This window comes from Bacillus paralicheniformis (assembly GCF_001042485.2).
Lineage (GTDB): Bacteria > Bacillota > Bacilli > Bacillales > Bacillaceae > Bacillus > Bacillus paralicheniformis.
This window is the reverse complement of sequence record NZ_LBMN02000005.1, coordinates 13,023-37,262: the sequence shown is the minus strand read 5'-3', so window position 1 is coordinate 37,262 and position 24,240 is coordinate 13,023. Positions and strand designations below refer to the sequence as shown.

At 44.6% G+C, this 24,240-nt stretch carries 26 protein-coding genes and 1 pseudogene; 11 read left to right on the top strand and 16 right to left on the bottom strand.

Annotated features, from left to right (window positions below; genetic code table 11):
- Nucleotides 1–6: 6 nt before the first annotated feature.
- The 3 genes from ACH97_RS05300 to ACH97_RS05290 form a co-directional block, all read right to left on the bottom strand.
- On the bottom strand, nucleotides 7–711 hold the full coding sequence (locus ACH97_RS05300; protein ID WP_020450121.1) for an amino acid ABC transporter permease: 705 nt from the start codon (nucleotides 709–711) through the stop codon (nucleotides 7–9).
- Nucleotides 698–1,504 (bottom strand): cystine ABC transporter substrate-binding lipoprotein TcyA, encoded by an 807-nt coding sequence (gene tcyA, locus ACH97_RS05295; RefSeq protein WP_020450122.1) that lies wholly within the window; start codon nucleotides 1,502–1,504, stop codon nucleotides 698–700. Before tcyA ends, ACH97_RS05300 begins: the two co-directional genes overlap by 14 nt.
- A gap of 115 nt (nucleotides 1,505–1,619) precedes the next feature.
- On the bottom strand, nucleotides 1,620–3,032 hold the full coding sequence (locus ACH97_RS05290) for a sigma-54 interaction domain-containing protein (protein ID WP_023855659.1): 1,413 nt from the start codon (nucleotides 3,030–3,032) through the stop codon (nucleotides 1,620–1,622).
- 242 nt (nucleotides 3,033–3,274) lie between these two features.
- Between ACH97_RS05290 and ACH97_RS05285 the strand changes: the two genes are divergently transcribed.
- The 3 genes from ACH97_RS05285 (at nucleotide 3,275) to rocF (ending at nucleotide 6,980) form a co-directional block, all read left to right on the top strand.
- Complete coding sequence (locus ACH97_RS05285) at nucleotides 3,275–4,477, top strand: ornithine--oxo-acid transaminase (RefSeq protein WP_048350194.1); 1,203 nt, start codon at nucleotides 3,275–3,277, stop codon at nucleotides 4,475–4,477.
- 213 nt (nucleotides 4,478–4,690) lie between these two features.
- Complete coding sequence (locus ACH97_RS05280; RefSeq protein ID WP_223254835.1) at nucleotides 4,691–6,094, top strand: amino acid permease; 1,404 nt, start codon at nucleotides 4,691–4,693, stop codon at nucleotides 6,092–6,094.
- Complete coding sequence (rocF, locus tag ACH97_RS05275; RefSeq protein WP_048350193.1) at nucleotides 6,087–6,980, top strand: arginase; 894 nt, start codon at nucleotides 6,087–6,089, stop codon at nucleotides 6,978–6,980. Before ACH97_RS05280 ends, rocF begins: the two co-directional genes overlap by 8 nt.
- 48 nt (nucleotides 6,981–7,028) lie before the next feature.
- Here rocF and ACH97_RS05270 read toward each other — a convergent pair.
- Nucleotides 7,029–7,900, bottom strand: a pseudogene (locus ACH97_RS05270) (LysR family transcriptional regulator).
- A gap of 122 nt (nucleotides 7,901–8,022) precedes the next feature.
- Here ACH97_RS05270 and ACH97_RS05265 point away from each other — a divergent pair.
- The 4 genes from ACH97_RS05265 to ACH97_RS05250 are packed head-to-tail and all read left to right on the top strand — an operon-like array spanning nucleotide 8,023 to nucleotide 10,745.
- Nucleotides 8,023–8,592 carry a non-oxidative hydroxyarylic acid decarboxylases subunit B gene (locus tag ACH97_RS05265; RefSeq protein ID WP_023855657.1) on the top strand — a complete coding sequence of 190 codons (570 nt, stop codon included), beginning with the start codon at nucleotides 8,023–8,025 and terminating at the stop codon, nucleotides 8,590–8,592.
- Nucleotides 8,593–8,605: 13 nt separating this feature from the next.
- Entirely contained in the window at nucleotides 8,606–10,027 is a 1,422-nt protein-coding gene (locus tag ACH97_RS05260) for a non-oxidative hydroxyarylic acid decarboxylases subunit C (protein WP_023855656.1), read from the top strand.
- Nucleotides 10,028–10,046: 19 nt separating this feature from the next.
- Entirely contained in the window at nucleotides 10,047–10,274 is a 228-nt protein-coding gene (locus ACH97_RS05255) for a non-oxidative hydroxyarylic acid decarboxylases subunit D (protein WP_020450130.1), read from the top strand.
- Between the two features lie 15 nt (nucleotides 10,275–10,289).
- Nucleotides 10,290–10,745 (top strand): PNPOx family protein, encoded by a 456-nt coding sequence (locus ACH97_RS05250; RefSeq protein WP_023855655.1) that lies wholly within the window; start codon nucleotides 10,290–10,292, stop codon nucleotides 10,743–10,745.
- 34 nt (nucleotides 10,746–10,779) lie between these two features.
- On the opposite strand, the gene ACH97_RS05245 is transcribed toward ACH97_RS05250, so the two are convergent.
- The 12 genes from ACH97_RS05245 to ACH97_RS05180 all read right to left on the bottom strand — a co-directional run bounded on the left by ACH97_RS05245 (nucleotide 10,780) and on the right by ACH97_RS05180 (nucleotide 18,584).
- A complete protein-coding gene (locus tag ACH97_RS05245; protein ID WP_023855654.1) occupies nucleotides 10,780–11,226 on the bottom strand; it encodes a hypothetical protein in 447 nt (148 codons plus the stop codon).
- 25 nt (nucleotides 11,227–11,251) lie between these two features.
- Nucleotides 11,252–11,596 (bottom strand): hypothetical protein, encoded by a 345-nt coding sequence (locus ACH97_RS05240; protein WP_224066812.1) that lies wholly within the window; start codon nucleotides 11,594–11,596, stop codon nucleotides 11,252–11,254.
- A gap of 67 nt (nucleotides 11,597–11,663) precedes the next feature.
- Nucleotides 11,664–12,110 carry a hypothetical protein gene (locus tag ACH97_RS05235; RefSeq protein WP_020450134.1) on the bottom strand — a complete coding sequence of 149 codons (447 nt, stop codon included), beginning with the start codon at nucleotides 12,108–12,110 and terminating at the stop codon, nucleotides 11,664–11,666.
- 20 nt (nucleotides 12,111–12,130) lie between these two features.
- Nucleotides 12,131–12,811 (bottom strand): hypothetical protein, encoded by a 681-nt coding sequence (locus ACH97_RS05230; RefSeq protein WP_020450135.1) that lies wholly within the window; start codon nucleotides 12,809–12,811, stop codon nucleotides 12,131–12,133.
- 341 nt (nucleotides 12,812–13,152) lie between these two features.
- Complete coding sequence (locus tag ACH97_RS05220; protein ID WP_020450137.1) at nucleotides 13,153–13,926, bottom strand: hypothetical protein; 774 nt, start codon at nucleotides 13,924–13,926, stop codon at nucleotides 13,153–13,155.
- A 175-nt stretch (nucleotides 13,927–14,101) separates the two neighbouring features.
- Nucleotides 14,102–14,263, bottom strand: a complete 162-nt coding sequence (locus tag ACH97_RS23950) for a hypothetical protein (protein WP_023855651.1) — start codon at nucleotides 14,261–14,263, stop codon at nucleotides 14,102–14,104.
- 164 nt (nucleotides 14,264–14,427) lie between these two features.
- Nucleotides 14,428–14,586 (bottom strand): hypothetical protein, encoded by a 159-nt coding sequence (locus tag ACH97_RS23945; RefSeq protein WP_023855650.1) that lies wholly within the window; start codon nucleotides 14,584–14,586, stop codon nucleotides 14,428–14,430.
- Between the two features lie 1,333 nt (nucleotides 14,587–15,919).
- Nucleotides 15,920–16,219 (bottom strand): DUF4176 domain-containing protein, encoded by a 300-nt coding sequence (locus tag ACH97_RS05200; protein WP_020450141.1) that lies wholly within the window; start codon nucleotides 16,217–16,219, stop codon nucleotides 15,920–15,922.
- An 11-nt stretch (nucleotides 16,220–16,230) separates the two neighbouring features.
- A complete protein-coding gene (locus ACH97_RS05195) occupies nucleotides 16,231–16,491 on the bottom strand; it encodes a hypothetical protein (RefSeq protein WP_020450142.1) in 261 nt (86 codons plus the stop codon).
- An 11-nt stretch (nucleotides 16,492–16,502) separates the two neighbouring features.
- Nucleotides 16,503–17,891 (bottom strand): ribonuclease YeeF family protein, encoded by a 1,389-nt coding sequence (locus ACH97_RS23940; protein ID WP_020450143.1) that lies wholly within the window; start codon nucleotides 17,889–17,891, stop codon nucleotides 16,503–16,505.
- A gap of 17 nt (nucleotides 17,892–17,908) precedes the next feature.
- The gene (locus tag ACH97_RS05185) at nucleotides 17,909–18,187 is read right to left on the bottom strand and encodes a YwqI/YxiC family protein (protein WP_020450144.1); all 279 of its coding nucleotides are present in this window, start codon (nucleotides 18,185–18,187) and stop codon (nucleotides 17,909–17,911) included.
- A 13-nt stretch (nucleotides 18,188–18,200) separates the two neighbouring features.
- Nucleotides 18,201–18,584 carry a YwqH-like family protein gene (locus tag ACH97_RS05180; RefSeq protein WP_003178893.1) on the bottom strand — a complete coding sequence of 128 codons (384 nt, stop codon included), beginning with the start codon at nucleotides 18,582–18,584 and terminating at the stop codon, nucleotides 18,201–18,203.
- Between the two features lie 506 nt (nucleotides 18,585–19,090).
- Between ACH97_RS05180 and ACH97_RS05175 the strand changes: the two genes are divergently transcribed.
- The 4 genes from ACH97_RS05175 (at nucleotide 19,091) to chvE (ending at nucleotide 24,237) form a co-directional block, all read left to right on the top strand.
- Nucleotides 19,091–20,080: a substrate-binding domain-containing protein gene (locus ACH97_RS05175; protein WP_020450145.1), complete on the top strand. Its 990-nt coding sequence runs from the start codon at nucleotides 19,091–19,093 to the stop codon at nucleotides 20,078–20,080.
- On the top strand, nucleotides 20,073–21,836 hold the full coding sequence (locus ACH97_RS05170) for a cache domain-containing sensor histidine kinase (protein ID WP_199792120.1): 1,764 nt from the start codon (nucleotides 20,073–20,075) through the stop codon (nucleotides 21,834–21,836). The genes ACH97_RS05175 and ACH97_RS05170 overlap by 8 nt, the downstream gene beginning before the upstream one ends.
- Nucleotides 21,829–23,031 carry a response regulator transcription factor gene (locus tag ACH97_RS05165; RefSeq protein ID WP_020450147.1) on the top strand — a complete coding sequence of 401 codons (1,203 nt, stop codon included), beginning with the start codon at nucleotides 21,829–21,831 and terminating at the stop codon, nucleotides 23,029–23,031. Before ACH97_RS05170 ends, ACH97_RS05165 begins: the two co-directional genes overlap by 8 nt.
- 126 nt (nucleotides 23,032–23,157) lie before the next feature.
- A complete protein-coding gene (chvE, locus tag ACH97_RS05160) occupies nucleotides 23,158–24,237 on the top strand; it encodes a multiple monosaccharide ABC transporter substrate-binding protein (RefSeq protein WP_020450148.1) in 1,080 nt (359 codons plus the stop codon).
- Nucleotides 24,238–24,240: the final 3 nt, after the last annotated feature.

Below are 24,240 nucleotides of genomic sequence, written 5' to 3'. Positions count from 1 at the left end.
CCCTCCTTACCTGGCCACATACCGGTCCAATCGCCGTTCAATCTGCTGCTGAACAAGCGCGAGAACAAAGCAGATGATCCAATAGATGAATGCGGCTTCCATATAAATGATTAAAATTTGGTCTAGATTGCTGGCCCCGATTTCCTGGGCTTTCCGGAATAATTCAGCAACAAGAATTTGTGACGCAAGCGATGTGTCTTTAACCAAGCTGATGAATGTATTGGATAATGGCGGAATCGACACGCGTACAGCCTGCGGCAGGATGACCCTGGTAAGGGCCGTTTTTTGAGTCATTCCAATCGAATAAGCCGCTTCCCACTGCCCTTTCGGAACGGAAAGGATGGAAGCCCTGATGATTTCCGAAGCATATGCGCCGACATTTAATGAAAAGGCAATGATCGCGCTCGGAAACGGGTCAATCGTGATTTGAAATGCTGGAAACAAGTAAAAAATAATGAATAGCTGAACGAGCAGCGGCGTTCCGCGGATCGCTGAGACATAAATGCCGAAAACCGCTCTTAAAATGCGGGATTTGGACATTCTCGCCAGCGCCGTGATCAATGCGATGATCATACCGAATATAAAAGAGAGAATGGCAAGGGGAATCGAGTAATAGATTCCCCTTAAAAAGATCGGCCAAAATGATTCACGCACAAGATCCCAGGGGATCGCCGCGCCGATGGCCGCCGCTTGTATATTATTTAGAAACATCTTCGCCAAACCATTTCTTCGCTATTTTCGCGAGTGTGCCATCCTCTTTCATGTCTTTCAGCGCGGAGTTGACCTTGTCAACCAGCTCGCCGCTTCCTTTGCGGAAAGCAAAATGCGTAGTTTGCGGCTCGCCTGTTTCAAAAGCGACTTTCAGGTTTTTGTTTCCTGATGTCTTCAAATAGTTCAGCACCGCCAGTTTATCGTTAAAGGTGAGGTCGACACGGCCCTGCTGAATCAACTGAAACGCTTGAGCCATTCCTTCCACGCCTTCGATTTCAGCGCCGGCGTTTTTCGCAAGGTCATTATAGTTGCTTGTCAAAGATTGTGCAGCTTTTTTCCCTTTGACGTCCCCTTCAGCTTTTATATCGTTGTTGTCCGCTTTTGTGACAACGACGGCTTGGGAAGTTGTATATGAATCGGAAAAATCATACTGATTTTCACGGTCTTTTTTCCCGACTTGGTTGGCAACGACGTCAAAACGCTTGGAGTTGAGGCCGGCAAACATGCTGTCCCACTGCGTTTCTTTAAATTCAGCTTTCAGGTTGAGGCGCTTGGCGACTTCCTGCATCACTTCGACATCATAACCTGTTAATTGATCTGTTTTTTTATCGTGGAATGTAAATGGTTCGTACGTTCCTTCAGTACCGACGGTCAAAACGCCTTTATCTTTAATTGAAGACCAGAGGCTGTCGCCTGCTGCGTTTTTATCCTTGGAATTGTCCCCTGACGCGCCGCATGCGGCCATCACGGTGATCAACAGCGTCAGTAATACAGCGAATATTGCTTTCTTCATTTTATTCCCCACTTTTCTGATTGGATTTAGTTGATATGATTGTACTTAACGGTCTTACAAAAGTAAAGCATAAACCTTTTTTAGTATGAGTCAAGAAATTCGTTTTTAGTGATAATCATTCTGATTCCTGATCAAAACGGATCTTCCATTTTTTAAGCCTGTATTGCAGGCTCTGCCTGCTGATCCCCAGAACCCGCGCCGCTTGGGACACATTGTAATTGCATTTTTTAACGGTTTTTTGAATATAATACTTTTCGGCATTCTCGATTTGTTCCTTCAAAGGAGCTGCCGAGACGGAAGGAAGCGGGGCGAACAGATCATAGCCCTGCTGCGGCAGCTGCTTTTTTGCCGCTGGTTTTGTCCTGTATTGCAATGGAAGGTGCGTCAGCTCGAGTTTGTCTTCGTAAGACATCAAATTCATGGCGCCTTCAATTAAATGTTCAAGTTCTCTGACGTTTCCCGGCCAATCATATGAAAGCAGAAACCGCTGCACCTCTTCTTCAAAACCTTTGACCTCCATTTGGAACAATGCGTTGTATTTGTCGATAAAATGCTGGGTGAGCGGCATGATATCTTCCTTTCGATCTTTTAATGGAGGAATGAACAAGGTGACGACACTCAGCCTGTAATACAAATCTTTTCGCAGTCTTTGCCCGCTGACCGCGTCGACTGGATCTTCGTTCATCGTCGCGATGATCCTGACATCGATCGGAGTATCCTTCGAAGCGCCGATCCGCCTGATCGTTTTTTCTTGAATGGCGCGCAAAAGCTTTGCCTGCAAGCTGAAGTCCAAAGAATTGATCTCGTCAAGGAGAAGTGTGCCGCCGTCTGCTTGTTCGAAAAGACCCGGGCGATCGACGGCACCCGTGAATGCGCCTTTGGCCGTGCCGAATAAAAGGCCTTCGACGAGGCTTTCCGGGAGGGCTGCGCAGTTTTGTGAGATGAATGGGCCAGTCGACCGCTGGCTTCCGTTATGTATACTTTGGGCGAACAGTTCTTTTCCGGTTCCGGTGTCGCCGACGATGAGAATGGAGGAAGAGGTCCGGGTCGCCCGCTTTGCATGTTCAATGACTTCCTTGAACGCCGGGCTGACGCCGATCAGACTGTCAAACGTATACTTTGTGTTTTCTGTTTTGTTCATATTTTCTCTGATCAGCCGTTCAAGCTTTGTGACATCTTTGGCAATCTCAACCGCTCCTTTCGTATTCCCGTTTTCCATAATGGGAAACGTATGATTGACGGTCGTAATTTCTTGGCCCTTGTTATTGAAGTAGGTCTGCTTGACGTTTTTGTTCGTTTTCCCGTGATGCAGCGCCTGCAGGAGAGTGCTGTCATATTGGCTGGCAAAGGTAAACACGTCCAGCACGTTTTTGCCGAGCACATCGTTGACATCCATCCCTTCAATCTGGCTCATTTTTTTGTTATAGACAACAGATGTGCCGTTTTCGTCGACGACATGCAAGCCGATATCGATTTCATCTATAATTCTTTGAAAAATAAGCTTGAGTAAATCATAATTCTTCAGCAAGTGACATCCCCCTTTGTTCGTAACTGTCTCTCCATTGTAAGTGAAGATTTGATAAGGGTGCAAAAAAATATGCATTTATTTTTGCACCTTTGAATAAAAACCGCAAAATTTTTTGCGAATTATACATGCAATGTTCTGAAAATTTGCGGTTTTAAGATTGGCACGATCCTTGCATATAAAATAGTGTGAAACAAAATACGACATCTGGCATGTATGTCCAAAAATAAGAAGGAGGAATCAGAATGACGGTTCTATCAAAGTCCGAGAAAATTATGAAGCAAACCGCACATTTTGGCGCGAATAACTATCATCCTCTGCCGATCGTGATTTCTGAAGCGGAAGGCACGTGGGTGAAAGATCCGGAAGGCAACCGATACATGGATATGCTGAGCGCTTATTCCGCAGTGAATCAAGGGCACAGGCATCCGAAAATCATCCAGGCGTTAAAAGATCAGGCCGACAAAATCACCTTGACGTCGAGAGCTTTTCACAATGACCAGCTTGGTCCTTTCTATGAAAAGGTCGCTTCATTAACGGGGAAAGATATGGTTCTGCCGATGAACACCGGAGCGGAAGCGGTTGAGTCCGCGATTAAAGCAGCCCGGCGCTGGGCTTATGATGTAAAAGGCGTTCCGGACAATAAGGCTGAAATTATCGCATGTGTAGGCAATTTTCACGGCCGGACGATGCTGGCTGTGTCGCTTTCATCAGAAGAAGAGTATAAACGCGGTTTCGGGCCGATGCTTCCTGGCATCAAGCTGATTCCATACGGGGATCTGGAGGCGCTGAAACAGGCGATCACACCGAATACGGCCGCTTTCTTAATTGAGCCGATTCAGGGTGAAGCGGGTATTGTCATTCCGCCGGAAGGCTTTTTGAAACAGGCTGCAGAAGTCTGTAAAGAACGCAATGTCTTGTTTATCGCTGACGAAATACAGTCAGGGCTTGCACGAACAGGCAAAATGTTCGCCTCTGATTGGGAGGATGTCACACCGGACATGTACATTTTAGGAAAAGCGCTCGGAGGCGGCGTGTTCCCAATATCGTGTATTGCTGCAAACAGAGATGTGCTTGGCGTGTTTAATCCCGGCTCACACGGGTCGACTTTTGGAGGGAACCCGCTTGCATGCGCCGTATCGATCGCCGCCCTTGAAGTGTTGGAAGATGAGCGGCTCGCTGAACGGTCGCTGGAGCTCGGGGAATATTTTAAAGAGAAGCTCTCGCAAATCGATAATCCAAAAATCAAAGAAGTGCGCGGCAGAGGGCTGTTCATTGGGGTTGAGCTGACCGAGGCGGCGCGTCCGTATTGCGAGCGTTTGAAAGAAGAAGGCCTGCTCTGCAAAGAAACGCATGAAACGGTGATTCGCTTTGCGCCTCCTCTTGTTATTTCAAATGAGGATTTGGATTGGGCGATTGAAAAGATTACCCGTGTTTTGTCGAAGTAAAGCGGACGGCTGAACAATAAGGGGATTGTTCAGCCCGTTTTTTCGCCGCATGTGCGAAGTTTGTCAAAAATTGAAATATCAGGAAAATGTTCAGAAGATTTAAAAAATAGTCTATATGTCATAGGGGGAGATGACATTAGGGAGAATGGAAACGGAAGGGGTGAAGGCGGTTTGAACCATGAAAACCGTGAACAATATACACTGAAAAGAACGATGAAATCACGCCATTTGTTTATGATCTCGCTTGGCGGCGTCATCGGAACCGGCTTTTTTCTTGGAACAGGATATACGATCAATGAAGCCGGGCCGATCGGCGCGATTCTTTCTTATTTAGCGGGCGGAATGATCATGTATTTTACGATGCTTTGCCTCGGGGAGCTCGCAGTGGCAATGCCGGTTTCAGGCTCTTTTCAGACGTACGCGACAAAATTTATCGGGCCTGCCACAGGATTTGCCGTCGGCTGGATCTACTGGCTCGGCTGGTCGGTTACGGTTGCTTTGGAATTTCTGTCGGCGGGGCAGCTGATGAAAAGGTGGTTTCCCGATGTCGGCGTCTGGATATGGTGTTTGATTTTCGGTCTGCTGCTTTTTTCGCTTAACGCGCTATCGGCGAAAGCCTTCGGGGAATCGGAATTTTGGCTGTCCGGCATTAAAATTATCGTCATCCTTCTGTTTATTATCCTCGGCGGAGGCGCGATGTTCGGATTTATCGATATGAAAGACGGACAGGCTGCACCGTTCTTTTCCAATCTGATTGGAGACGGAATTTTTCCAAACGGATTCGGCGCGATCTTTATCACGATGATCACCGTCAACTTTGCCTTTCAAGGGACAGAGCTGATCGGGATCGCGGCGGGGGAAAGCGAAAATCCGGAAAAAACGGTGCCCCGCTCCATCAAACAGACGGTCTGGCGGACACTTGTGTTTTTCGGCCTGTCCGTATTTGTCCTGGCGGGGTTGATTCCATGGGAAAAAGCGGGGGTTGTTGAAAGCCCGTTCGTTGTCGTATTTGAACAAATTGGCATTCCGTATGCCGCCGATCTGATGAACTTTGTTATTTTAATTGCTTTATTATCGGTGGCGAATTCGGGTTTGTACGCATCGACAAGGATGCTTTACTCTCTTGCGAAAGAAGGAATGGCCGCTCAGGCTTTAAGCCGGGTCAATAAAAGAGGGATCCCGATGAATGCGCTGTGGATCACGCTCGGTTTTGCGGGTTTGTCCCTCGTCTCAAGCGTAGTTGCCGCGGAAACGCTCTACATCTGGCTTCTGTCTCTAGCCGGTTTAAGCGCACAAGTCGGCTGGATCACGATTACGGTATCACAGCTGCTATTTCGCAGAAGATATGTTAAAGAAGGCGGTAAGGTTGAAGACTTGAAATTTAAAACGCCTCTTTACCCTTATTTGCCGCTGACGGGATTTATTTTAAACAGCGCCGTCCTTGTGAGCCTTGCCTTTGATTCAGAGCAGAGGATGGCATTGTACTGCGGGATTTTGTTCATGTCGGCCTGCTACTTTGTTTATCACGTATTTGTGAAAAAACGCCAGGGTCTTGAGCGACAAGAAGCATTGATCTATCAAAACAAAACAAACGATGAGGTGGTTATTGATGAATAAGCAAGTTTCTCTGATTGGAATGCCGATGGACTTGGGACAGGCGCGGCGCGGTGTGGATATGGGACCGAGCGCGATTCGCTACGCTCATATCGTGGAACGTCTGACCGAGCTTGGCTATGATATCGATGATCTGGGCGATGTGCCGATCAATCGCGATCAGCCAAAAGGAGACGAAGGGCTGAAAAATTTAGTTTCCGTACTCGAAGGAAACCGCAAGCTGGCTGATATCGTCGACAATGTCATCGAGCAGCGCCGCTTCCCGCTCGTGTTGGGCGGAGACCACAGCATAGCCATCGGGACATTGGCGGGGGTAGCCAAGCATTATCAACAACTCGGCGTGATTTGGTATGACGCACACGGCGACTTAAATACGCTGGAGACATCGCCGTCAGGCAACATCCACGGTATGCCGCTGGCGGTAAGTCTCGGTGTCGGCCACGAAAAGCTGGTCAACCTTCACGGCTATACGCCGAAAGTCAAGCCGGAGCATGTCGTCATCATTGGTGCCCGCTCGCTTGATGAAGGAGAGCGCAAATATATCCGTGAAACCGGCATGAAAGTCTACACCATGCACGAAATCGACAGGCTTGGCATGACGAAGGTGATAGAGGAAACGATCGAGTATCTGTCAGCAAATTGCGACGGCATTCATCTGAGCCTCGATCTGGACGGTCTTGATCCGAGCGACGCTCCGGGAGTCGGCACCCCTGTCGTCGGAGGCATCAGCTACAGGGAAAGCCATTTGGCGATGGAAATGCTTTATGACGCAGATATCATTACTTCTGCCGAGTTTGTTGAAGTCAACCCGATACTTGATCATAAAAATAAATCCGGTGAGGCGGCCGTCGAACTGATCGAATCGCTGTTAGGGAAGAAGCTGCTGTAACCAATGAAAAGGAGAAGGCATCGGCATGATGCCTTTTCTTTTTTATTATCAAAATAAAGCCAAAAACTCTCTTACGGGCTTCGGCAGAAAACTGCCGGCCCGCCAAACGACAGATGGCTGCAGAATGAACGGATTGTCTTGAATCTCCAATGTCTGAACATGACGCGCAAAATGCGCCGGCAGCATGGACAGCGGCAGAATCGTTGCTCCGAATCCCGAGGTGACAAGGCTGAGGAGCGTTGTAGAATCATGGCACTCACAGACGACCCTCGGCTCAAGGTCCAATGAGTGAAAGTGATGGACGACCTCATCATAAATCCCTTTTCCGTGCGACGGTCTGAGCAGAATCAGCGCAGACCGGCAATTTCTTTCATTCCGGCTTCCCCTTTTAAGCCATACGACTGATTCCCCGGAAGAACGAGCTTGCATGGGACCTCCGGCAGGCTCTTTGCTTCGATATTTTTGCTGTGGAAAGGCGTTGTCGTGACCGCCGCATCGATCTGCCGGTTTTCCAAGAGCCCGCTCAGCCGTGAAGGCTCACCTTCCCAAATGTTAAACATTAAATTCGGGTACATTCCCCTGATCTTCGAGACTTTTGAGAGCAATAGAGCCGCACAGTAAATCGTTGAACCGACGGCAAGGGTTCCGTTGACTTCTTCACGCAGCTCCCGAACCTCCAAGATGGAATCCTCAAGCTTGTGCAGGATTTCTTTTGCTCTTTTCAAAAACACTTCTCCTTCATAGGTCAGCGTCAGGTTTTTCTTTTTGTTCCGGTCAAATAAAACGACTCCGAGCTCCTCTTCCATCTGCTTCAACTGTCTGGAGAGGGGCGGCTGGGCGATATGAAGCCGTTTCGCCGCCGTTGTAATCTTTCCTTCCTGTGCGATCGTAACAAAGTACTTTAACTGGCGAATATCCATTTTCTCGGCACTCCTTTTTATACCTTTAAAGTATTATATATAGATTTAACAGATATTTTCAATATGGTAAATAGAGGCGTATCATTTTAACTGAAGCACCAAGAGGGAAAGGGGGGGCGCATATGAACATCATCGTCGGAATTACGGGCGCGACCGGCGCGATATTTGGCGTGCGGATGCTGGAGTGGCTGAAGAAAACCGACGCAGAGACACACCTAGTCATCTCTCCGTGGGCAGCGGCAACGATTCTGCACGAAACGGGATATACGATGAAAGACGTAGAAAAGCTCGCATCTTTTACGTATTCCCACAAAGACCAGGCGGCCCGCATTTCAAGCGGTTCCTTTCAAACGGACGGAATGATTGTCGCACCGTGCAGCATGAAGACGTTGGCGGGCATTCGCACCGGTATGGCGGATAACCTGTTGACCCGTTCGGCGGACGTCATGCTGAAGGAACGGAAAAAGCTTGTGCTGTTAACAAGGGAGACGCCGCTGAACCAGATTCATCTTGAAAACATGCTTGAGCTGACAAAAATGGGCGCGGTGATCCTGCCGCCGATGCCGGCTTTTTATAATCATCCCCAAAATCTGAGCGAAATGGTCGACCATATCGTATTCCGGACGCTGGACCAATTTGGAATCCATCTGTCTGAAGCGAAGCGCTGGGAAGGAATGAAACAGAAGAAATAAGGAGGATAACAGAATGGCTTATCAAGATTTTAGAGATTTTTTAAACACGCTGAAAAAAGAAGGACAGCTTCTTGAAGTTCAGGAAGAGGTGAAGCCGGAACCCGATTTGGGTGCCGCTGCACGCGCCGCCAATAACCTCGGAGACAAATCACCCGCTCTTTTATTCAACAACATTTACGGCTATAACAATGCCCAAATCGCCCTGAATGTCATCGGCTCCTGGCCGAACCACGCGTTAATGCTCGGCCTTCCGAAAGACACGCCGGTCAAAGAACAGTTCTTTGAATTCGCACGCCGCTATGATCAATTTCCTGTAAAAGTGCAAAGAGAGGAGACAGCGCCGTTTCACGAAAATGACATCACAGAAGACATCAACCTGTTTGACATTCTGCCGCTCTTCCGCATCAATCAGGGCGACGGCGGCTTTTATTTAGACAAGGCATGCGTCATTTCCAGAGATGTCGAGGATCCGGAACACTTCGGCAAACAAAACGTCGGCATGTACAGACTGCAGGTAAAAGGAAAAGACCGTCTCGGCATTCAGCCCGTCCCGCAGCATGATATTGCAATCCACCTGCGTCAGGCTGAAGAGCGCGGCGAAAACCTGCCTGTCACGATTGCGCTCGGCTGCGAACCGGTCATTGCAACGGCGGCATCCACACCGCTCTTATACGATCAATCAGAATACGAAATGGCAGGGGCCTTGCAAGGTGAACCTTATAAAATCGTCAAATCAAAACTGTCTAACTTAGATATCCCATGGGGCGCGGAAGTGGTTCTCGAAGGTGAGATCCTGGCGGGCGAACGCGAGTATGAAGGCCCGTTCGGCGAGTTTACCGGCCACTATTCAGGCGGAAGAAGCATGCCGATCATCAAAATCAAGCGCGTCTGCCACCGCAACAACCCGATTTTTGAACACCTCTATTTAGGCATGCCTTGGACTGAGGTTGACTACATGGTCGGCATTAATACATGTGTGCCGCTTTACCAGCAGCTAAAAGAGGCCTATCCGAATGAAATTGTCGCGGTAAACGCGATGTATACACACGGCTTGATCGCCATTGTCTCAACGAAAAGCCGCTACGGCGGATTCGCCAAAGCTGTCGGTATGCGCGCGCTGACGACGCCGCACGGCCTCGGCTACTGCAAAATGGTGATCCTCGTTGACGAAGACGTCGATCCGTTTAATCTCCCGCAAGTGATGTGGGCCATTTCAACGAAAATGCATCCAAAACACGATGCAGTCATTATCCCGGATTTATCCGTTCTGGCGCTTGACCCGGGTTCTGAACCGGCGGGAATCACCCACAAAATGATCTTGGACGCGACAACACCTGTGGCCCCGGAAACAAGAGGACACTATTCACAACCGCTCGATTCCCCTATAGGAACGAAAGAGTGGGAAGCGAAACTAATGAATCTGCTAAATCAATAAAAGAGGAGAGTGTTTCATCATGCATACATGTCCGCGCTGCGAATTAAAAAAAGCGGAAACCGTCAGCAAGTCACCCGTTGAAGGAGCCTGGGAAGTTTATCAATGTCAGCACTGCTTTTTCACTTGGAGATCATCGGAGCCGGAGACGATCACAAATCCTGAAAAATACAATCCGGCCTTTAAAATCGACCCTTCTGAAGTCGAAACAGCCGTACAAGTGCCAGCGGTTCCAGATCGGAAAATCTAAAGGGAGGCATCCGGCATGGCTCAGCTATCAAACGAATTATTTCAGCTGTTAAACGGAGAGAAACTCGCCGGAAAGCGGCGCGAAGCGATGATGCTCCAGACCGTCACAGAAGAAGGCTGGCCGCACACAGCGATGATCAGCGCCGGCGAAATCCTCGCCTTGAACAAAACCGACATCCGCCTGGCTCTCTGGCAAGGCACAACGACAACCTCGAACATCGCGAGAACAGGCCGGGCGCTCTTCGTCACTTGCTGGAAAGGCAAAGCACATTATGTGCGGCTGTCTTTAAAGAAACTGCCCGAATTAAAAGACGCCAAACACCCGAGAGCGCGCTTCGCCGGCACCGTCGAAGCGGCCCGGGAAGATATCGCAAAATACGCCGATATCATCTCCGGCGTTCAGATTGAGCTGAAGGATGAAGCGGCGGTTTTGCGGCGGTGGGAAGAGACGCTGGGGGAATTAAGGAAATGATGAAAAGGACTATGGCGATTCATAGTCCTTTTCTTCATTTCTGCAACATTTTATTCGTCACTTTATAAGCCAAAATACAGCCAATTGTAATGATAATAATCGCGATCGAAAGGATCACGAGCTTTTCAGCAACGGTATATATCGACATGGGAATAATAACAGCGCAGACGGAAAACACGCCGCCAAAATAAACAAACAGGATCAGCGGCTTTTTGTATTTTTTCCAAATCACTTGATTAATCCCGTTTCTTTCGGGGTCTGCCGGATGTTTGCGGTCTTCATCTTTCATCAGTTTATTTAGCAGCACATAAATGAGAAATGCGAATAAAGTTGCCGAGAAAATATTAAAACAGAGGATAAACAGCTTTTCTCCCAGACTCATCACCGGATTCAGAACAGAGCTGAGAACGGAGCCGCATACGAAAAACAGGTAGACGGATAAGATAGCTTTGTTTCTTGGTTTTTGTAGAAATTTAGACATTCGGATCTCTCCAATCGTAAATGATTTAAACGCTGAAAATGAGATGGATCAGAAAAGAAAAAATATAAAAGATGATGATGCTTAAAATGCCTCTGCCCAGAAGATAGAGGGCGAAATACAGTTTTCTCAGGAACCAGTTGTATTTTAATAGCCGTTTGTAAACAAAGTAACCGGTTCCGACAAGAAGAAAAACGAATGTATTTGTGATTTTATGGGACCATTTTTCAGGTTTTAAAAAGACCATTTTTTCATATTCAATGATCATGTGACTCGCAATGATTAAAAAACCCAAACTGTAAGCGAAATGAGCGGCCAACATACCGGCGATGAAATATTCGGTATATTCAACAAAAGTTTCTGGTGACATCATTACTCCTTTATGAATGGCGGACTCCAGCGTTTTTTAACAAAACTTTTTTTCTGCTAAAAAAAGCTTCTCATTCTTCGTCAGGCATTCTTTCCAAACAAGACCGGTTCAGCATTTGATTCGCCGTTTGATAAACAGTAAAAAAGCCGCCAGATATCACGGCAAACAAAATTGCAAACACGCCGGATTTCCAAGCGAGTGAGAGTTCGGGCATGAAAAACACGGATGTTCCCACAATCAGGATGCCGACGAAGTAGAAAGAGAGCATGAACGGTTTTCTGTATTTCTTCCAAAAGATTTTCGCGACGATGTTGCATCGGGGCGCGCTTTGATCTTTCTTCGGCTTATTTATGAACACATAAGTGATGAAGGCGAATAAAGAAATTGAAACGAACATAAAGCCGATGACGGCAAGCTTTTCCTTCCAGTTCATTGAAGGTTTGACAAGGCCGGTCAAAATAATGATTGCTGCAAGTAGGGAATAAACTGAGAGAATGATTTTATTTCTGCCTTTCAAACATGACCTCTCCTTGTGCCTTAAATCCTATGCTGTCTGATGATATCTTGATTCGCTTTGATGAAGAAGTATTTGTGGATGAATTTGACCCCCATCATAGAAAATAAACAAGCCATAAGCAGATAGACGGTACTCATCAACAAATAAACGGCAGACTCGGAAACTCGCAAAACGGCATGACTTATTACAAAACCGCCTGCCGGAACAGCTGCCAGGAGCATCCTTGTCGGAGCTGCTGTCTCCCTTTTGCCTTTTTTAGAATCAGGGAAAACAACCAAATAATACCGAATGATGAGGAAAATAACGGCGGCATAAATGAATAATGACAGACTGATCAGCGGTACATGAAAACCGATAGCAGAAACCATCATTTTTTGCGCTGTGATCAACTGGCAATATGACGTACCGCTGAATGATACGCCCATAAAGCGAACATATTGAAGGTGATGATGATATCCGGTCATGCTTTTGGTATTCATGATGATCATCCATATATTGATCAGGATAGCAACAGGAACAGCGGCGAATGTGAAAAAATCTACTTTGTTCACCAGCACAGGTAATATGCTTAAAATATCCAGCATCAACACGATAAAACACGCCATTCCCCATTTCGTTTCCCGGCTGATGGGAGCTGTCAAATGAGACTGAATATTGGTAGGTAAATCTTTGTATGCAACTGTTTCTTTTAATTTCAGCAAAACTTACTTTCCTCCGCTTATCCCTCTGAATTTTTATAATTCTGCATGTATTTTTTCAGCCAGACTTTTTTTCTGTAGATATGCAAAAGAAATGGAAGAACGAAATAAAATAAGCTGAAAACTGAAACAACCAAGGGAATTTCTGACGGGGCTTGTTCTCCTAACGCCCATATTGTCATGATGACAAAAAAGATACCAACTACAGGGAATAAAATCATGAAGATGATCATCGCTTCATTTATTTTTTTGTATAGAACATTTTTTTCGTGTTTCATCAAAAAGCTCCTTTTTCTTGGTCAAACGATACTTATCTCTTGAAAAGCAAAGGAATACAATTGTAGCTAGCTGTGATCTGTTTTTTTTTTTCGTAAATCAATCATGTTTGTGTTCCGGCGATTGCTCTGTTCGGTGGTCATGATTTTCGGTCGCGGGCTGTATGTTCCATTTTTAAAACGTCTATCGATCAAGTCTTGATTGGCTTTGATAAAAAAGAATTTATGAATGAATTTAACCCCCATAAAAGAAAAAAAGAAAGTAAATGCCAAAAAGGTATAACTCATAAAATAGGTAGCTCCGCCTTCAAAATAATGCAGGAAGAAAAACGCCGCAATGTAAGCGACTATTCCAAATAAACACAAGCAGTTTACCAAAGTCGTACTGTCTGTCTTTTTTTTATAGTTTGGGAAAATGATAAGGTAATGTAGAACCATACTTAAAATCACAACAACATAAACAAATGAAGACGTGATGATAAATACAAGGTCATAACCGAGCAAAACGTAAACTAGTTCTTGTGATAAGACAAAATAACAAAAAGAACATACAGCGCCAGCTACCCCCATATATATGGTGAAATGCAAATCATTCCGATCACTCTGTTTTAAAAACAGGACAATGACTGTCCATATGTTAATACCCGTCATAAAAGGTAATGATATAGCCGTGAAAAATGTTTCCCCTATCGCTATGATCAGCACGCCGCACATTAAATCAGTAAATAAAATCATCCACAGCATGTTTAACTTAGCATCTTTATCACAGCTTTTAGATGCTAAATGGGTTATGATGCGGGAAGGTAAATTCCTGTATTTAGGATTTCCTTTTAATTTCAGCAAGGTGTTCACCTGCCTTTTATCAATTGATGTGAAAGAACAGACCATTCGGATCGTGTATTTCGGCTGATGAAAGCTATAAAATAAAATTTGTCAGGGCTCCGAATTTGAAAATTAGCTTAAGAGAAAGCATCCCGAATGAGATGCTTTGAAATTTATTCATTTGTGAAATCAATAATTATGTATTTTTAAACGATACCGTATACTCCAGCCCTTTTAATAATTCATACCATTGTTCAATTGTCTTTAATGAAATATGTACAGGTTTTTCATTGTGTTCATCATATTGAGCAACCCAGACGCCTTGAGCAGAAGGAATAAAGAAGACGATGTTTTGCAAAAATGGTCCATCGTTTAAGCTTGGGATGTAAATATGTGAGATATTGTTATTGTTTAGCGGCCATTGGTTAGCTTCAAGATCGGCTATCAGTTGATTAAAGCTATGTTCTTCCTCCGGTGAAAAAGAACTTTCTTTTCCGGACCTTTTCTGTCATGTTTTATTACTCAACCAATCAAGCACTTATCTGAAAGGCGCAGTTTTAAAGGGACATGCTCTTCGTGAGCTGAAAAGTAATAATAGTCTTTAATAAACTCGGCGATTTCCTGCTCGTCGGCATACGCAAATTCATGTATGATGTCACGGTCATCATATGGAAAAGCCATGTTTCATTTTCAAAATGGTGAAGCATTAAAGTGTTTTGATTGTCAAAACTGGAACAGCGGATCATTTATTCCGAATTTACGTAGGAGACGATGAACTTTTTCATCTTCAGTTAGAGGATTTTCATCCTTTGCGCTTTTTTCTTCATTCCAGTATTGTTTTAAAATAAGCTGATTGATGGTTGCGGCTGACTGCAATTGCATCCCATTCTTTTCTTAATTTTTTCCTAAAGATGCCTCTGCAATACTTTTGGCTAAATCCGGATAATCGCATAGCGTGACGAGTATTGCTAGTTCTTCAGATGTACATGTGATGAGATGTTTTATTGTTTTCACATCCTTGTAAAAAAATTAAACCCTGAAAATGAAGTGGAGAATAAAAGATAAAATATAAAAGATGATGATACTTAGAATTCCGCTTCCCAGAAGATAAAGGGCGTAATATAGTTTTCTCAGGAACCAGTTATATTTGTAAAGCCGTTTATATACAAAATAACTAGCACCGAAAAAGAGTCTTGTATAAAAATTAACAGTTTTTTTGAACAAATTTGAAGGCGTTTCAAATGTTCCACGTTCGTAATTATTTACTATTAGATTTCCGAGAATTAGCAATAGCAACCCGTAACCAAATTGAGCACCTAAAATAGCGCATAATAGGTACTCTGAATATTCGACGAAAATTTCGGGTGTCATACTCCCTCCTGTTTAACCAAACCATTTTTTGATAGATTTAAGTCGAATTTTTGTTCATGCTTTCGATTTTTTTAACGACGTCAAGGTTGTTTTTTGCCGCTGATATCTTTACCTAACGAATCAATATCATCATTTTTGGAAAACGATAAGGTAATGTAGCCATACTTAAAATCACAATCACGTAAATTAATAAAGACGCGGTGATACATAAAAAGTTATAACAGAACAAAACGTAATTGGGTTCTTGGGATAATACAAGATAACAAAAAGAACATACAACTTCAGTGGCTCCCATATGGCTCTGGTATTTGTACGATATTGCAGGTTATCTCAGCTTTTTTTCGGCTATTGAATATTGACGGGGATTTCTAGATGTAAAGCCACTTTTGATTTTAATTTTTATATGAAAGGCATTCCTGGAGAAAGGGATGTTTGTTAAACTAGTCTTTCATTATTTTATTCATAACAATGTAAATAATAAAAGTGAACCCAGTGGCTGAAAGAGTATTAAAACAAAACAAAAATAACTTCCCTTTCCACTCAACGGGTACCGCTAAAGTAGACACAGTAATGCAAAATATAAAAATAAAATAAATAATTAAGATAGCTTTATTTCTTCGCTTCTCTAAAAATTTAGACAAGTTTACACCTCATTATTGTCTAAAGACTCTTTTCTTTTCTCGTTTAACTTTTCTTGAATAATCTTCTCTTCGTCATTAATAAAACCTTTAAATAAAACTTCTTCAATCATATTTTGATTGAAAAATAGATTGAAATCTTCGGTTATATTTCCTTCCGGATAAGGCACTGAAACGTAATCAAATCTTTCCTTACTTGAAGATTGAATCTGGTGTCGACCATAAATCATTACTAGTTTTTCCACTTTTTTTAATTTGACTACGCTGCCGATCGGTAACCAGGAATACTCTTTTATGTTTTTCATCAGTTAAGCTCCTAACGATTACTTTTTTGTCTAACGAGATGAGGATGTTTTTTAAATAAAACTTTTTTTCTGTAAATAAGCAAACATATTGGCAATAACAAAAAAAACGTTGAGATCAATATTGTAAATTCAATAAAGGCTTGAAATGGGAGTTTGTTTTCTATAGTGATCCAAATTAAAGCTGAAAACATACACAACCATACAAACGGCCCAAAGATTGATGCAACAATAATAGCTGAATTCACTCTTTTAGCTAAAAAATCTTTATTCATCAAGACCCTCCTTATTCATCATCTAGTTTAGCACCAAATTTGAAAGACACGCCAACACCATCTGCTGCATAAATTTCATTTTGTAGGCCAAAGCTGCCTCCAATTCCTACACTACCTACAGATACACCTACACCAATATAGGGATCTATGTCAATACCAAACCATTCTTTTAATGGCTCATAACCTAACCAATTTAAAGGGGTGATGGTTAATTCAGCTTCGGCTACACTTGCTTCTCCTCCTAAAGAGGCACTATATTCAGATATATTTGCATCTAACTGAGCGTGACCGACTTTAGCTTCAAACGAAACTGGAAACTTTTCATGTCCAATTTCCATGTCTGCTAGATTACCTTCTGCACTAGCACCAATCATTTGACCAGCTAAAAGATATTTCGGTATGTTTTGATTTTTTGGAAAAGCAGCTTTTGACTCCAAATCAATTGCCTTAAATGAACTTTGGTGTTCAGGCTCCCCTTTGTCTCTAAATGCTTTATTTGTGTCGAATAGACTAAATCCAAAATTCGCTTTGATTTTTTTCTCATTTGTTTCAAAAGAACCTTGAACATTTCCAGTACCATAAAATCCTAAAAGTCCACTTTTATCAAAATCGAATGAAATGTCCTCATCTTGCGCATTTGAATTGTCTTTGACCTCTTCTGTATTTTCAGCACTTGTATTATTGGTGCTTTGATTAACCTTTTCCAACATTTTCTTCATTGGACTGTCTGTAAAATCATTCAGATTTTCGCTGTCGCTTAATTCACTTTTTAAAATTGAACCGCTTTTATATTCCGAGATTTCAATCTTCGGCCCCGTATACATCCTCTCCAGCTGCTGGATGTATTGCTTCATTGTGTCGAGGTCATCCCTCGCCGCTTTTAGCGCATTTGTCTGTTCGCGGTCAAAGGTATGAAGCTTTTCAAGCGTCTCGCTGATTTGTCTTTGGGCTTTTTTGGCGTTTTCGTTGACGGCTGAATCGTCGAGGTCGGGCAGGTCGACGATGTTTTTGACTGTTAGAATAGTCATATTGGCTTTTGACGTCAATCTGCCTGTCAGCGATTCGGCTTGACTGACGCCGTCATGGAGTTCGTTTTCAAGAAAGCTTTGCGAGATAAAGCCGTTTTGGTTCGGTTCAAGGGAATGAAGTGCGCTTTTCGTCTTTTCTAAAAGTCCTTTATAGTCGGAAATAAAAGATTCATAAAAAAGAAGAAAAGTGGTGTGGCACTCTTCATAGAACGAGCGGATCGCTTCACCGCCCGCGCCTTTTAAGGCGTCGTCAAGGGAGGTGAGACCTTTGACGCTTTGTTTGACTTTTGAAATCTCGTCAGTCTGGTTTTTTAATTCGGTCAGCGTTTTGTCTAGGCCGGTTTGAAAAGCCTGAACATCTAGAGTTTTCAATGCGTAGTCCCTTCCTTCTACTTGGCTTTGATCGATGACGACAGCTTTTTGTCGGCGTCTTTTATAGCGTTGACAGCCTGTTCGGTTTGCGCAATCTGTTTAGCGAGAGCCGAAGCGTATGCTTTTGTCAGGCTTTTCAAATCTTTGTTCATGCTTTCGATTTTTTTGACGACGTCAAGGTTGTTTTTGCCGCTGATATCTGTCGGCACGTTCGGTTTTACAGCTTGGGCTGAATGCTTCAGCTTCGAGAGCGCCTGTTTGACTTCGCCTGTTTTGACTTTGATTTCTTGACCCATCGTAATCACTCCTTTAGCGGCGGGCTTCTCTTTCTTCTTTTTCCAGCTTTTCAATTTTCGTTTTTAATGAGCTGATATCCTTACCTAGTGAATCAATGTCATCATTTAAGGAAGAGATTTTCTCTTTTAATTGTTTAAACACTTCATTTAACTGTTTTCCGCAAATATCATTGTAGGCCGTTTTCATATCGCTTCTGACATTTTTAAAAGAATCAGCAAGGCTGCCCTGCCATGTTGTCGGCGACAGTTCGGGCTTTTTGATGCTGTCTTTTGAATCGTCAAATTCCTTTTTATCTGCTTCTAATTCAGTTTGGCAATTTTTCAGTTGTTCGAGCTGTTGTTTTTTGATGAGAAGTGTACCTTGCAGCCCGTATAAAACTGTTTTTTCCCAGATCATGTTACTGCCACCTCCCGGAAAATTTGATTCAAATGACCTGTTGGGATCCGTTCATTAAAGGACCTTATTAATGTTACAACATGGTATAAATGAGTTGAATAGGAAAAATGTACCGTGATTAAAGGATCGAATCAAGCGGTGGAGCAGGAGATTCCTTATTATGACTGCGATTTTGCACATTTCTCCATTCTTTCAAGGGCAAAAGTCATGGTTCCTAGGGCTGTGTTTTTTGTGATATTTATTTTTTGTTTCACAAACTTTAAGGTAATTTTAAGAAAGAGGCGATCTTGTCGAACACTAAACAAGGTTTTTCGGGCAAAATGTCAAATAGATTAGATATTTCATATAAACAAGGGGGGAAATTGTCTGTTTGTGATGAAAAAGGGGACGGGCGAAATTTCTGTCAGGATGCCTCAGCTGGATTCTAAGAAAAATATGCGGCCAAATATATACTTCATGATAGATTGTAAACGCTGTCTTGTCCTCTGACCAACAGGGGGATGAAGATGAAGAAGCTGTTAGTTGTTTATGCCGTGATGCTTTGTTTGTTTTTTCTGTATGTCTACGACTACTCCCGGGGCGATCAAACCGGATCTACAGAAGCAAGCAAAAGGCCGGCGGCCGGAAGTCTGTCCGAAAAATATGTGATGGTCACGTTTCAATCGGGAATCGAATATTGGAAGAGCGGCCTGAAAGGCTTTGAGGATGCCGCGCAGCTTTTCAACGTCACTGTCGAGTATCGGGGGGCGGCCCATTATGATGTCCATGAGCAGACGACCGTCCTCGAGCAGGTCATTGCAAAAAAGCCGGCGGGGATCGCACTTTCGGCAATAGATCCCAAAGCTTTAAACCCTGTCATTGACAAGGCGCATGAGCAGGGTATTCCGCTCGTTTTATTCGATTCAGACGCCCCGCTCAGCAAAGCCTCTACATATGTCGGCACAAATAATATGAAAGCGGGTGCTGAGGCCGCAAGGCGAATGGCCGAGTTTTTAGATGGAAAGGGAGAAACCGCAATCATTACCCAGCCGCGGCAGTACAATCACCAGGAAAGGACGAAGGGCTTTGAACAAACGATCAAGCAAAAATACCCGAACATGAAGGTCGCCGCGGTTTTGGACGGAAAAGGGGATGAGCTGACGTCGAAAAAAGAAGCAGCGAAGATTCTGGAAAAAAATCCATCCATCAAAGGGATTTTCACGACAGAAGCCAATGGAGCGAGCGGTGTGGCCCGGGCTGTGAAGGCGGCGGGACTTGAAAGGGAAGTATGTATTATCGGCTTTGATAAAGACAAGAAAACGCTGGACGGTATCAAAAGCGGGTCGATTTCCGCGACAATGGGTCAGGACACATGGCAAATGGGCTATTGGTCGCTGCACATGCTGTTTTTCTCAAATCACCATTTGAAGCAAGAACGCCCGCTTCCGGCAGCGATCGATACAGGCATTACGATCATAACGAAAGAAAATGTGGCAGCCTATTATGCGAATGATTAAACGTTTGATCAACAATGCGCCGATCCGTCATAAGCTGATCAGCCTTCTCTTACTAATCAGCATGCTGCCGACGATCGGCCTCGGTATTTTATCGGGATGGGCCGTTGAAAATATTATTGAAAAACAGGTGATCGACCAAACACTGCAGCTGATCGGCGAAGTGAACAAGACGGCTGAAGTATATGTCAGCCACATGCAAAACCTGACATATTTAATATCAATGAATGAAGAAATGGAAGCATTTTTTAATCATGAAAAAGAGGATGGAGAGGCGGATTATAAGAGAAGGACGTTTTTGCAGGGCCTGACTTCTTTATATTCTGAAGCCGCGGGCATTCTCGTCGTCAATGATAAGGGTGAGATGATCAGCAATGAGATGTATGAACGGACGCCGACAGATTTGACAAAAGAACCGTGGTATCTGGCGGCTGTAGCTAATGAAGGGATTTTCAAGATGATCGGAAAGCCTGTCAACCGGAATATCAGAAGCCATGTGCACTACAGAGAAGACGAGGTCGTTTCTGCCGTCAGAGCTGTTATCGATCCTGAGACACAGCGTGTGAAAGGTGTTGTACTCATCGATTTGAAGCTGCGCGTCCTCGCAGAAGCGACAAAAAATATCCGCTTGGGGAAAACGGGTTATTTGATGATCATGGATGAAAATGGCGGCAATATTTATGCACCGGAGACCTCAAAGCTGTTTCTGCCGAAAAAGTGGTTCAGTCAAGACCGGTCCGGATATTTTTCGAAGCGGATCAAGGGAGAGGAATATCAATTCATTTACGAGACGTCTTCCTTTACGAACTGGACAACGGTCGGCGTTTTTAAAGCGGGTGAACCCGTATTCGAAGTGAAGGAAATCCACTTGTATGTGCTTTTGTTTTTACTGACGGCGGCGTTTCTCGGAATGTCTGCTTCCTATTATTTGTCCCATTCCATGTCGCGGCCGATTTTGAAGCTGAATGCTGTCATGAAAACGGCGGAAAGCGGGAATTTTTCAACATTTTATCAGGAGGAAAGGGAAGATGAAATTGGGCTTTTGGGAAAAAGCTTCAATCGCCTGATGATGAGAATCAGGGAGCTGATGTCGGTCACAGAAAGACAAGAGCGCCAAAAAAGAGAAGCCGAATTAAGGGCGCTGCAGGCGCAGATCAACCCTCATTTTCTCTACAACACGCTGGATACAATCAATTGGATGGCGAGGAAGAAAGGAGCGGTAGAGGTCAGCGGTCTCGTGCAGGCTTTATCCAAGCTGTTCCGCATCTCCTTGAGCAAAGGGAAAGATATCATTCCGCTGTCTGATGAATTTGCACATGTTGAAAACTATTTGAAAATCCAAAAAGCGCGATACCGCGATAAATTAAACTACTCAATCGAAATGACCGGACTTTGTGACGACCGCCTGATATTAAAGCTCGTGCTTCAGCCGATTGTCGAAAATGCGATTTATCACGGAATTAAAGAAAAAAAGGGGCCGGGTCATATTACGATCAAAGGCATGGAGGAAGACGGCTCGCTGATTATCAAAATCGAGGATGACGGAGCCGGAATGGATGAAGAGACGCTAAAGCAAATAACCGATCAATTCAAACACAGGGATGATACAGCGGGCTACGGCATGATCAACGTCCATGAACGGATCGCCCTTACATTTGGCGAGCCGTACGGTTTAACGGTTCAAAGCCGAAAAGGAGCCGGAACCGCCGTCACAATACGGCTCCCAATCTTAACAAAAGGGGGAACAAGCCTTGAGTGAATGTTGGCGCGTACTGATTGCCGATGATGAACCGTGGATTCGGGAAGGAATACGGGATGCCGTCTCTTGGGAGCGCTATCAAATGTCGGTGTCGGCTGAAGCGGAGAATGGCGAGGAGGCATTTGAGCTCGCTCTCAAACACGGCATCGACTTATTGATTGTCGACTTGAATATGCCGATCGTCAACGGAATCACGCTGATGAAAAAGCTCCGCGGCGCCCTGCCGCAGTGCCGCTTTGTCATCGTGACGGGCTACGATCAGTTTGCATACGCGCAAGAAGCAATCCGGCTGAATGTCGATGATTATTTGTTAAAGCCGGTCGATCCCGCTCATCTGGAACAAGTGCTCGAAAAGATCAGCTTGTCGCTGGCAGCTGAAAAAAAGAAGCTCAGCGAGCAAAAGCTTGCCGAGCAGCATATTCAACAAAACCTCGGCCTTCTGAAAGAGCATGTTTTCAGAAGCTGGATCGAAGGCCGGGCAGTGGAAGAAGGCGTTTACCGGCAGCTCGAATGCCTCCGTCTGCCGGCCCGCGATCCTGAGACGCTCGGTGTCATCGCGGCCGGGCATGTATGGAACAAGCCGTTTGAAGCTGACAGTCTGAAAGAAAAAGTAGAACGCTTCTTTGTCGCTGAACGGGATAAGGCTGTTTTTTTCGACGGAGACCGCCTGATCGTCGCCTGCCTGTGGCGCTCTGTTACAGAAGCTGAACAGCAGGCGCTTGCAGAGATGATCGAAGCTGAAATGCAGGTAAGCGCCGCTGTCTGCTTCGCCAAGCTTGCTGAAAACGGCCGCTCAGCTGCGCAATGCTATCAGCATTGCAGACAGCAAGTCTCGAAAGCATTTAATATCTCGCCGGTTGTCACGAGGGCCAAAGAATATATGCAAAAGCATTTCACTGAAAGGGAGTTTTCTTTAAAACAGACGGCAGATGCGCTTCAAGTTTCGTCCGTCTATTTGAGCAGGATCATGAAGAAGGAGCTCGGCATGACATTTGTTCAGCTTTTGACCGAGATGCGCATAGATCAAGCGGTTCACCTGTTAGAGACAACCCCTCTTTCGATTCACGATATTGCCGAACAAACGGGGTATGATACACAGCACTATTTCAGCACGGTATTTAAAAAAACGATGGGGGTATCTCCCAATCAGTACCGACGCATGTCGGGAATTGAACGAACAGGGAGAAAATTGTAATGTAAGCGCTTTAAAAAAGTATGATTTTTATAAAAATAGTTAATTAATTCAAAAGACGGACCTTCGAAAGACATGGTACAGTTGGCATGATTCATGATGGGAGAAATCAAAAGGGGGATACCAAGCATGAAAAAATGCTGGCTGTTGATCACTGCAATGCTTTTCTGTCTTATTGTTTCCGCCTGTTCGGGGAATCAGGCGAGCGGAGGTGGAGACAAAGGCTACGTCGGAATCTCAATGCCGACAAAGTCATCGGAACGCTGGGTGTATGACGGGAAATATATGGTGAAAGAGTTTGAAAAACTCGGGTATAAAACGGATCTGCAGTATGCGGAAGATGTCGTTGAAAACCAAGTCTCACAAATCGAGAATATGATTACAAAAGGCGTCAATGTCCTCGTCATTGCTTCGATTGACGGGGAAGCGCTGACCGACGTCCTTGAAAAAGCAAATAAGCAGGATATTAAAGTCATTTCCTATGACCGGCTGCTTATGAACAGCAAACATGTCGACTATTATGCGACATTTGACAATCATAAAGTCGGAGAACTCCAAGGGAAATATATTGAAGAAAAGCTTGGCTTAAAAGACAAAAAAGGGCCGTTCAACATCGAATTGTTCGCAGGATCGCCCGACGACAACAACGCGCATTTCTTTTTTGACGGCGCCATGTCTGTTTTGAAGCCTTATATCGATTCGGGCAAATTAAAGGTATTGAGCGGCCAGACTTCATTTGAGCAAGGTGCGACGCTCAGGTGGGACGGCGCAACCGCGCAATCCCGGATGGACAATTTGCTGAGCGCGCATTATACAAAAGCGAAGCTTGATGCGGTGCTTTCACCTTATGACGGGATCAGCATCGGAATCATTTCCTCTTTAAAAGGTGCGGGCTACGGATCGAACAAGAAGCCGCTGCCGGTTATTACGGGACAGGATGCGGAGCTTGCTTCCGTGAACTCGATCATTAAAGGGGAGCAGACCTCAACCATTTTCAAAGATACGAGAGAGCTGGCGAAAAAAGCCGTTGAGATGGCGACATCCGTCTTAAAAGGCGAAAAAGCGGAAGTCAATGACACAAAGACGTATGACAACGGAGAGAAGGTCGTTCCGTCCTATTTGCTTGAGCCGGTCGTCGTCGATAAAGAGAACTATAAAAAAGTGCTCGTTGACGGCGGTTACTATAAAGAATCGGAATTAGGGAAGTGATCC

Coding starts and splice junctions, on each gene's coding strand:
- ACH97_RS23945 (WP_023855650.1), bottom strand. CDS start 14,586: ATGGCTTTTCCATATGATGACCGTGACATCATACATGAATTTGCGTAT.
- ACH97_RS05245 (WP_023855654.1), bottom strand. CDS start 11,226: ATGTCTAAATTTCTACAAAAACCAAGAAACAAAGCTATCTTATCCGTC.
- ACH97_RS05200 (WP_020450141.1), bottom strand. CDS start 16,219: ATGAAAAACATAAAAGAGTATTCCTGGTTACCGATCGGCAGCGTAGTC.
- ACH97_RS05175 (WP_020450145.1), top strand. CDS start 19,091: ATGAAGAAGCTGTTAGTTGTTTATGCCGTGATGCTTTGTTTGTTTTTT.
- ACH97_RS05250 (WP_023855655.1), top strand. CDS start 10,290: ATGGCTCAGCTATCAAACGAATTATTTCAGCTGTTAAACGGAGAGAAA.
- ACH97_RS05255 (WP_020450130.1), top strand. CDS start 10,047: ATGCATACATGTCCGCGCTGCGAATTAAAAAAAGCGGAAACCGTCAGC.
- tcyA (WP_020450122.1), bottom strand. CDS start 1,504: ATGAAGAAAGCAATATTCGCTGTATTACTGACGCTGTTGATCACCGTG.
- ACH97_RS05195 (WP_020450142.1), bottom strand. CDS start 16,491: ATGAATAAAGATTTTTTAGCTAAAAGAGTGAATTCAGCTATTATTGTT.
- ACH97_RS05265 (WP_023855657.1), top strand. CDS start 8,023: ATGAACATCATCGTCGGAATTACGGGCGCGACCGGCGCGATATTTGGC.
- ACH97_RS05300 (WP_020450121.1), bottom strand. CDS start 711: ATGTTTCTAAATAATATACAAGCGGCGGCCATCGGCGCGGCGATCCCC.
- ACH97_RS05185 (WP_020450144.1), bottom strand. CDS start 18,187: ATGGGTCAAGAAATCAAAGTCAAAACAGGCGAAGTCAAACAGGCGCTC.
- ACH97_RS05285 (WP_048350194.1), top strand. CDS start 3,275: ATGACGGTTCTATCAAAGTCCGAGAAAATTATGAAGCAAACCGCACAT.
- rocF (WP_048350193.1), top strand. CDS start 6,087: ATGAATAAGCAAGTTTCTCTGATTGGAATGCCGATGGACTTGGGACAG.
- ACH97_RS05180 (WP_003178893.1), bottom strand. CDS start 18,584: ATGATCTGGGAAAAAACAGTTTTATACGGGCTGCAAGGTACACTTCTC.
- ACH97_RS05170 (WP_199792120.1), top strand. CDS start 20,073: ATGATTAAACGTTTGATCAACAATGCGCCGATCCGTCATAAGCTGATC.
- chvE (WP_020450148.1), top strand. CDS start 23,158: ATGAAAAAATGCTGGCTGTTGATCACTGCAATGCTTTTCTGTCTTATT.
- ACH97_RS05260 (WP_023855656.1), top strand. CDS start 8,606: ATGGCTTATCAAGATTTTAGAGATTTTTTAAACACGCTGAAAAAAGAA.
- ACH97_RS05240 (WP_224066812.1), bottom strand. CDS start 11,596: ATGATGTCACCAGAAACTTTTGTTGAATATACCGAATATTTCATCGCC.
- ACH97_RS05280 (WP_223254835.1), top strand. CDS start 4,691: ATGAAATCACGCCATTTGTTTATGATCTCGCTTGGCGGCGTCATCGGA.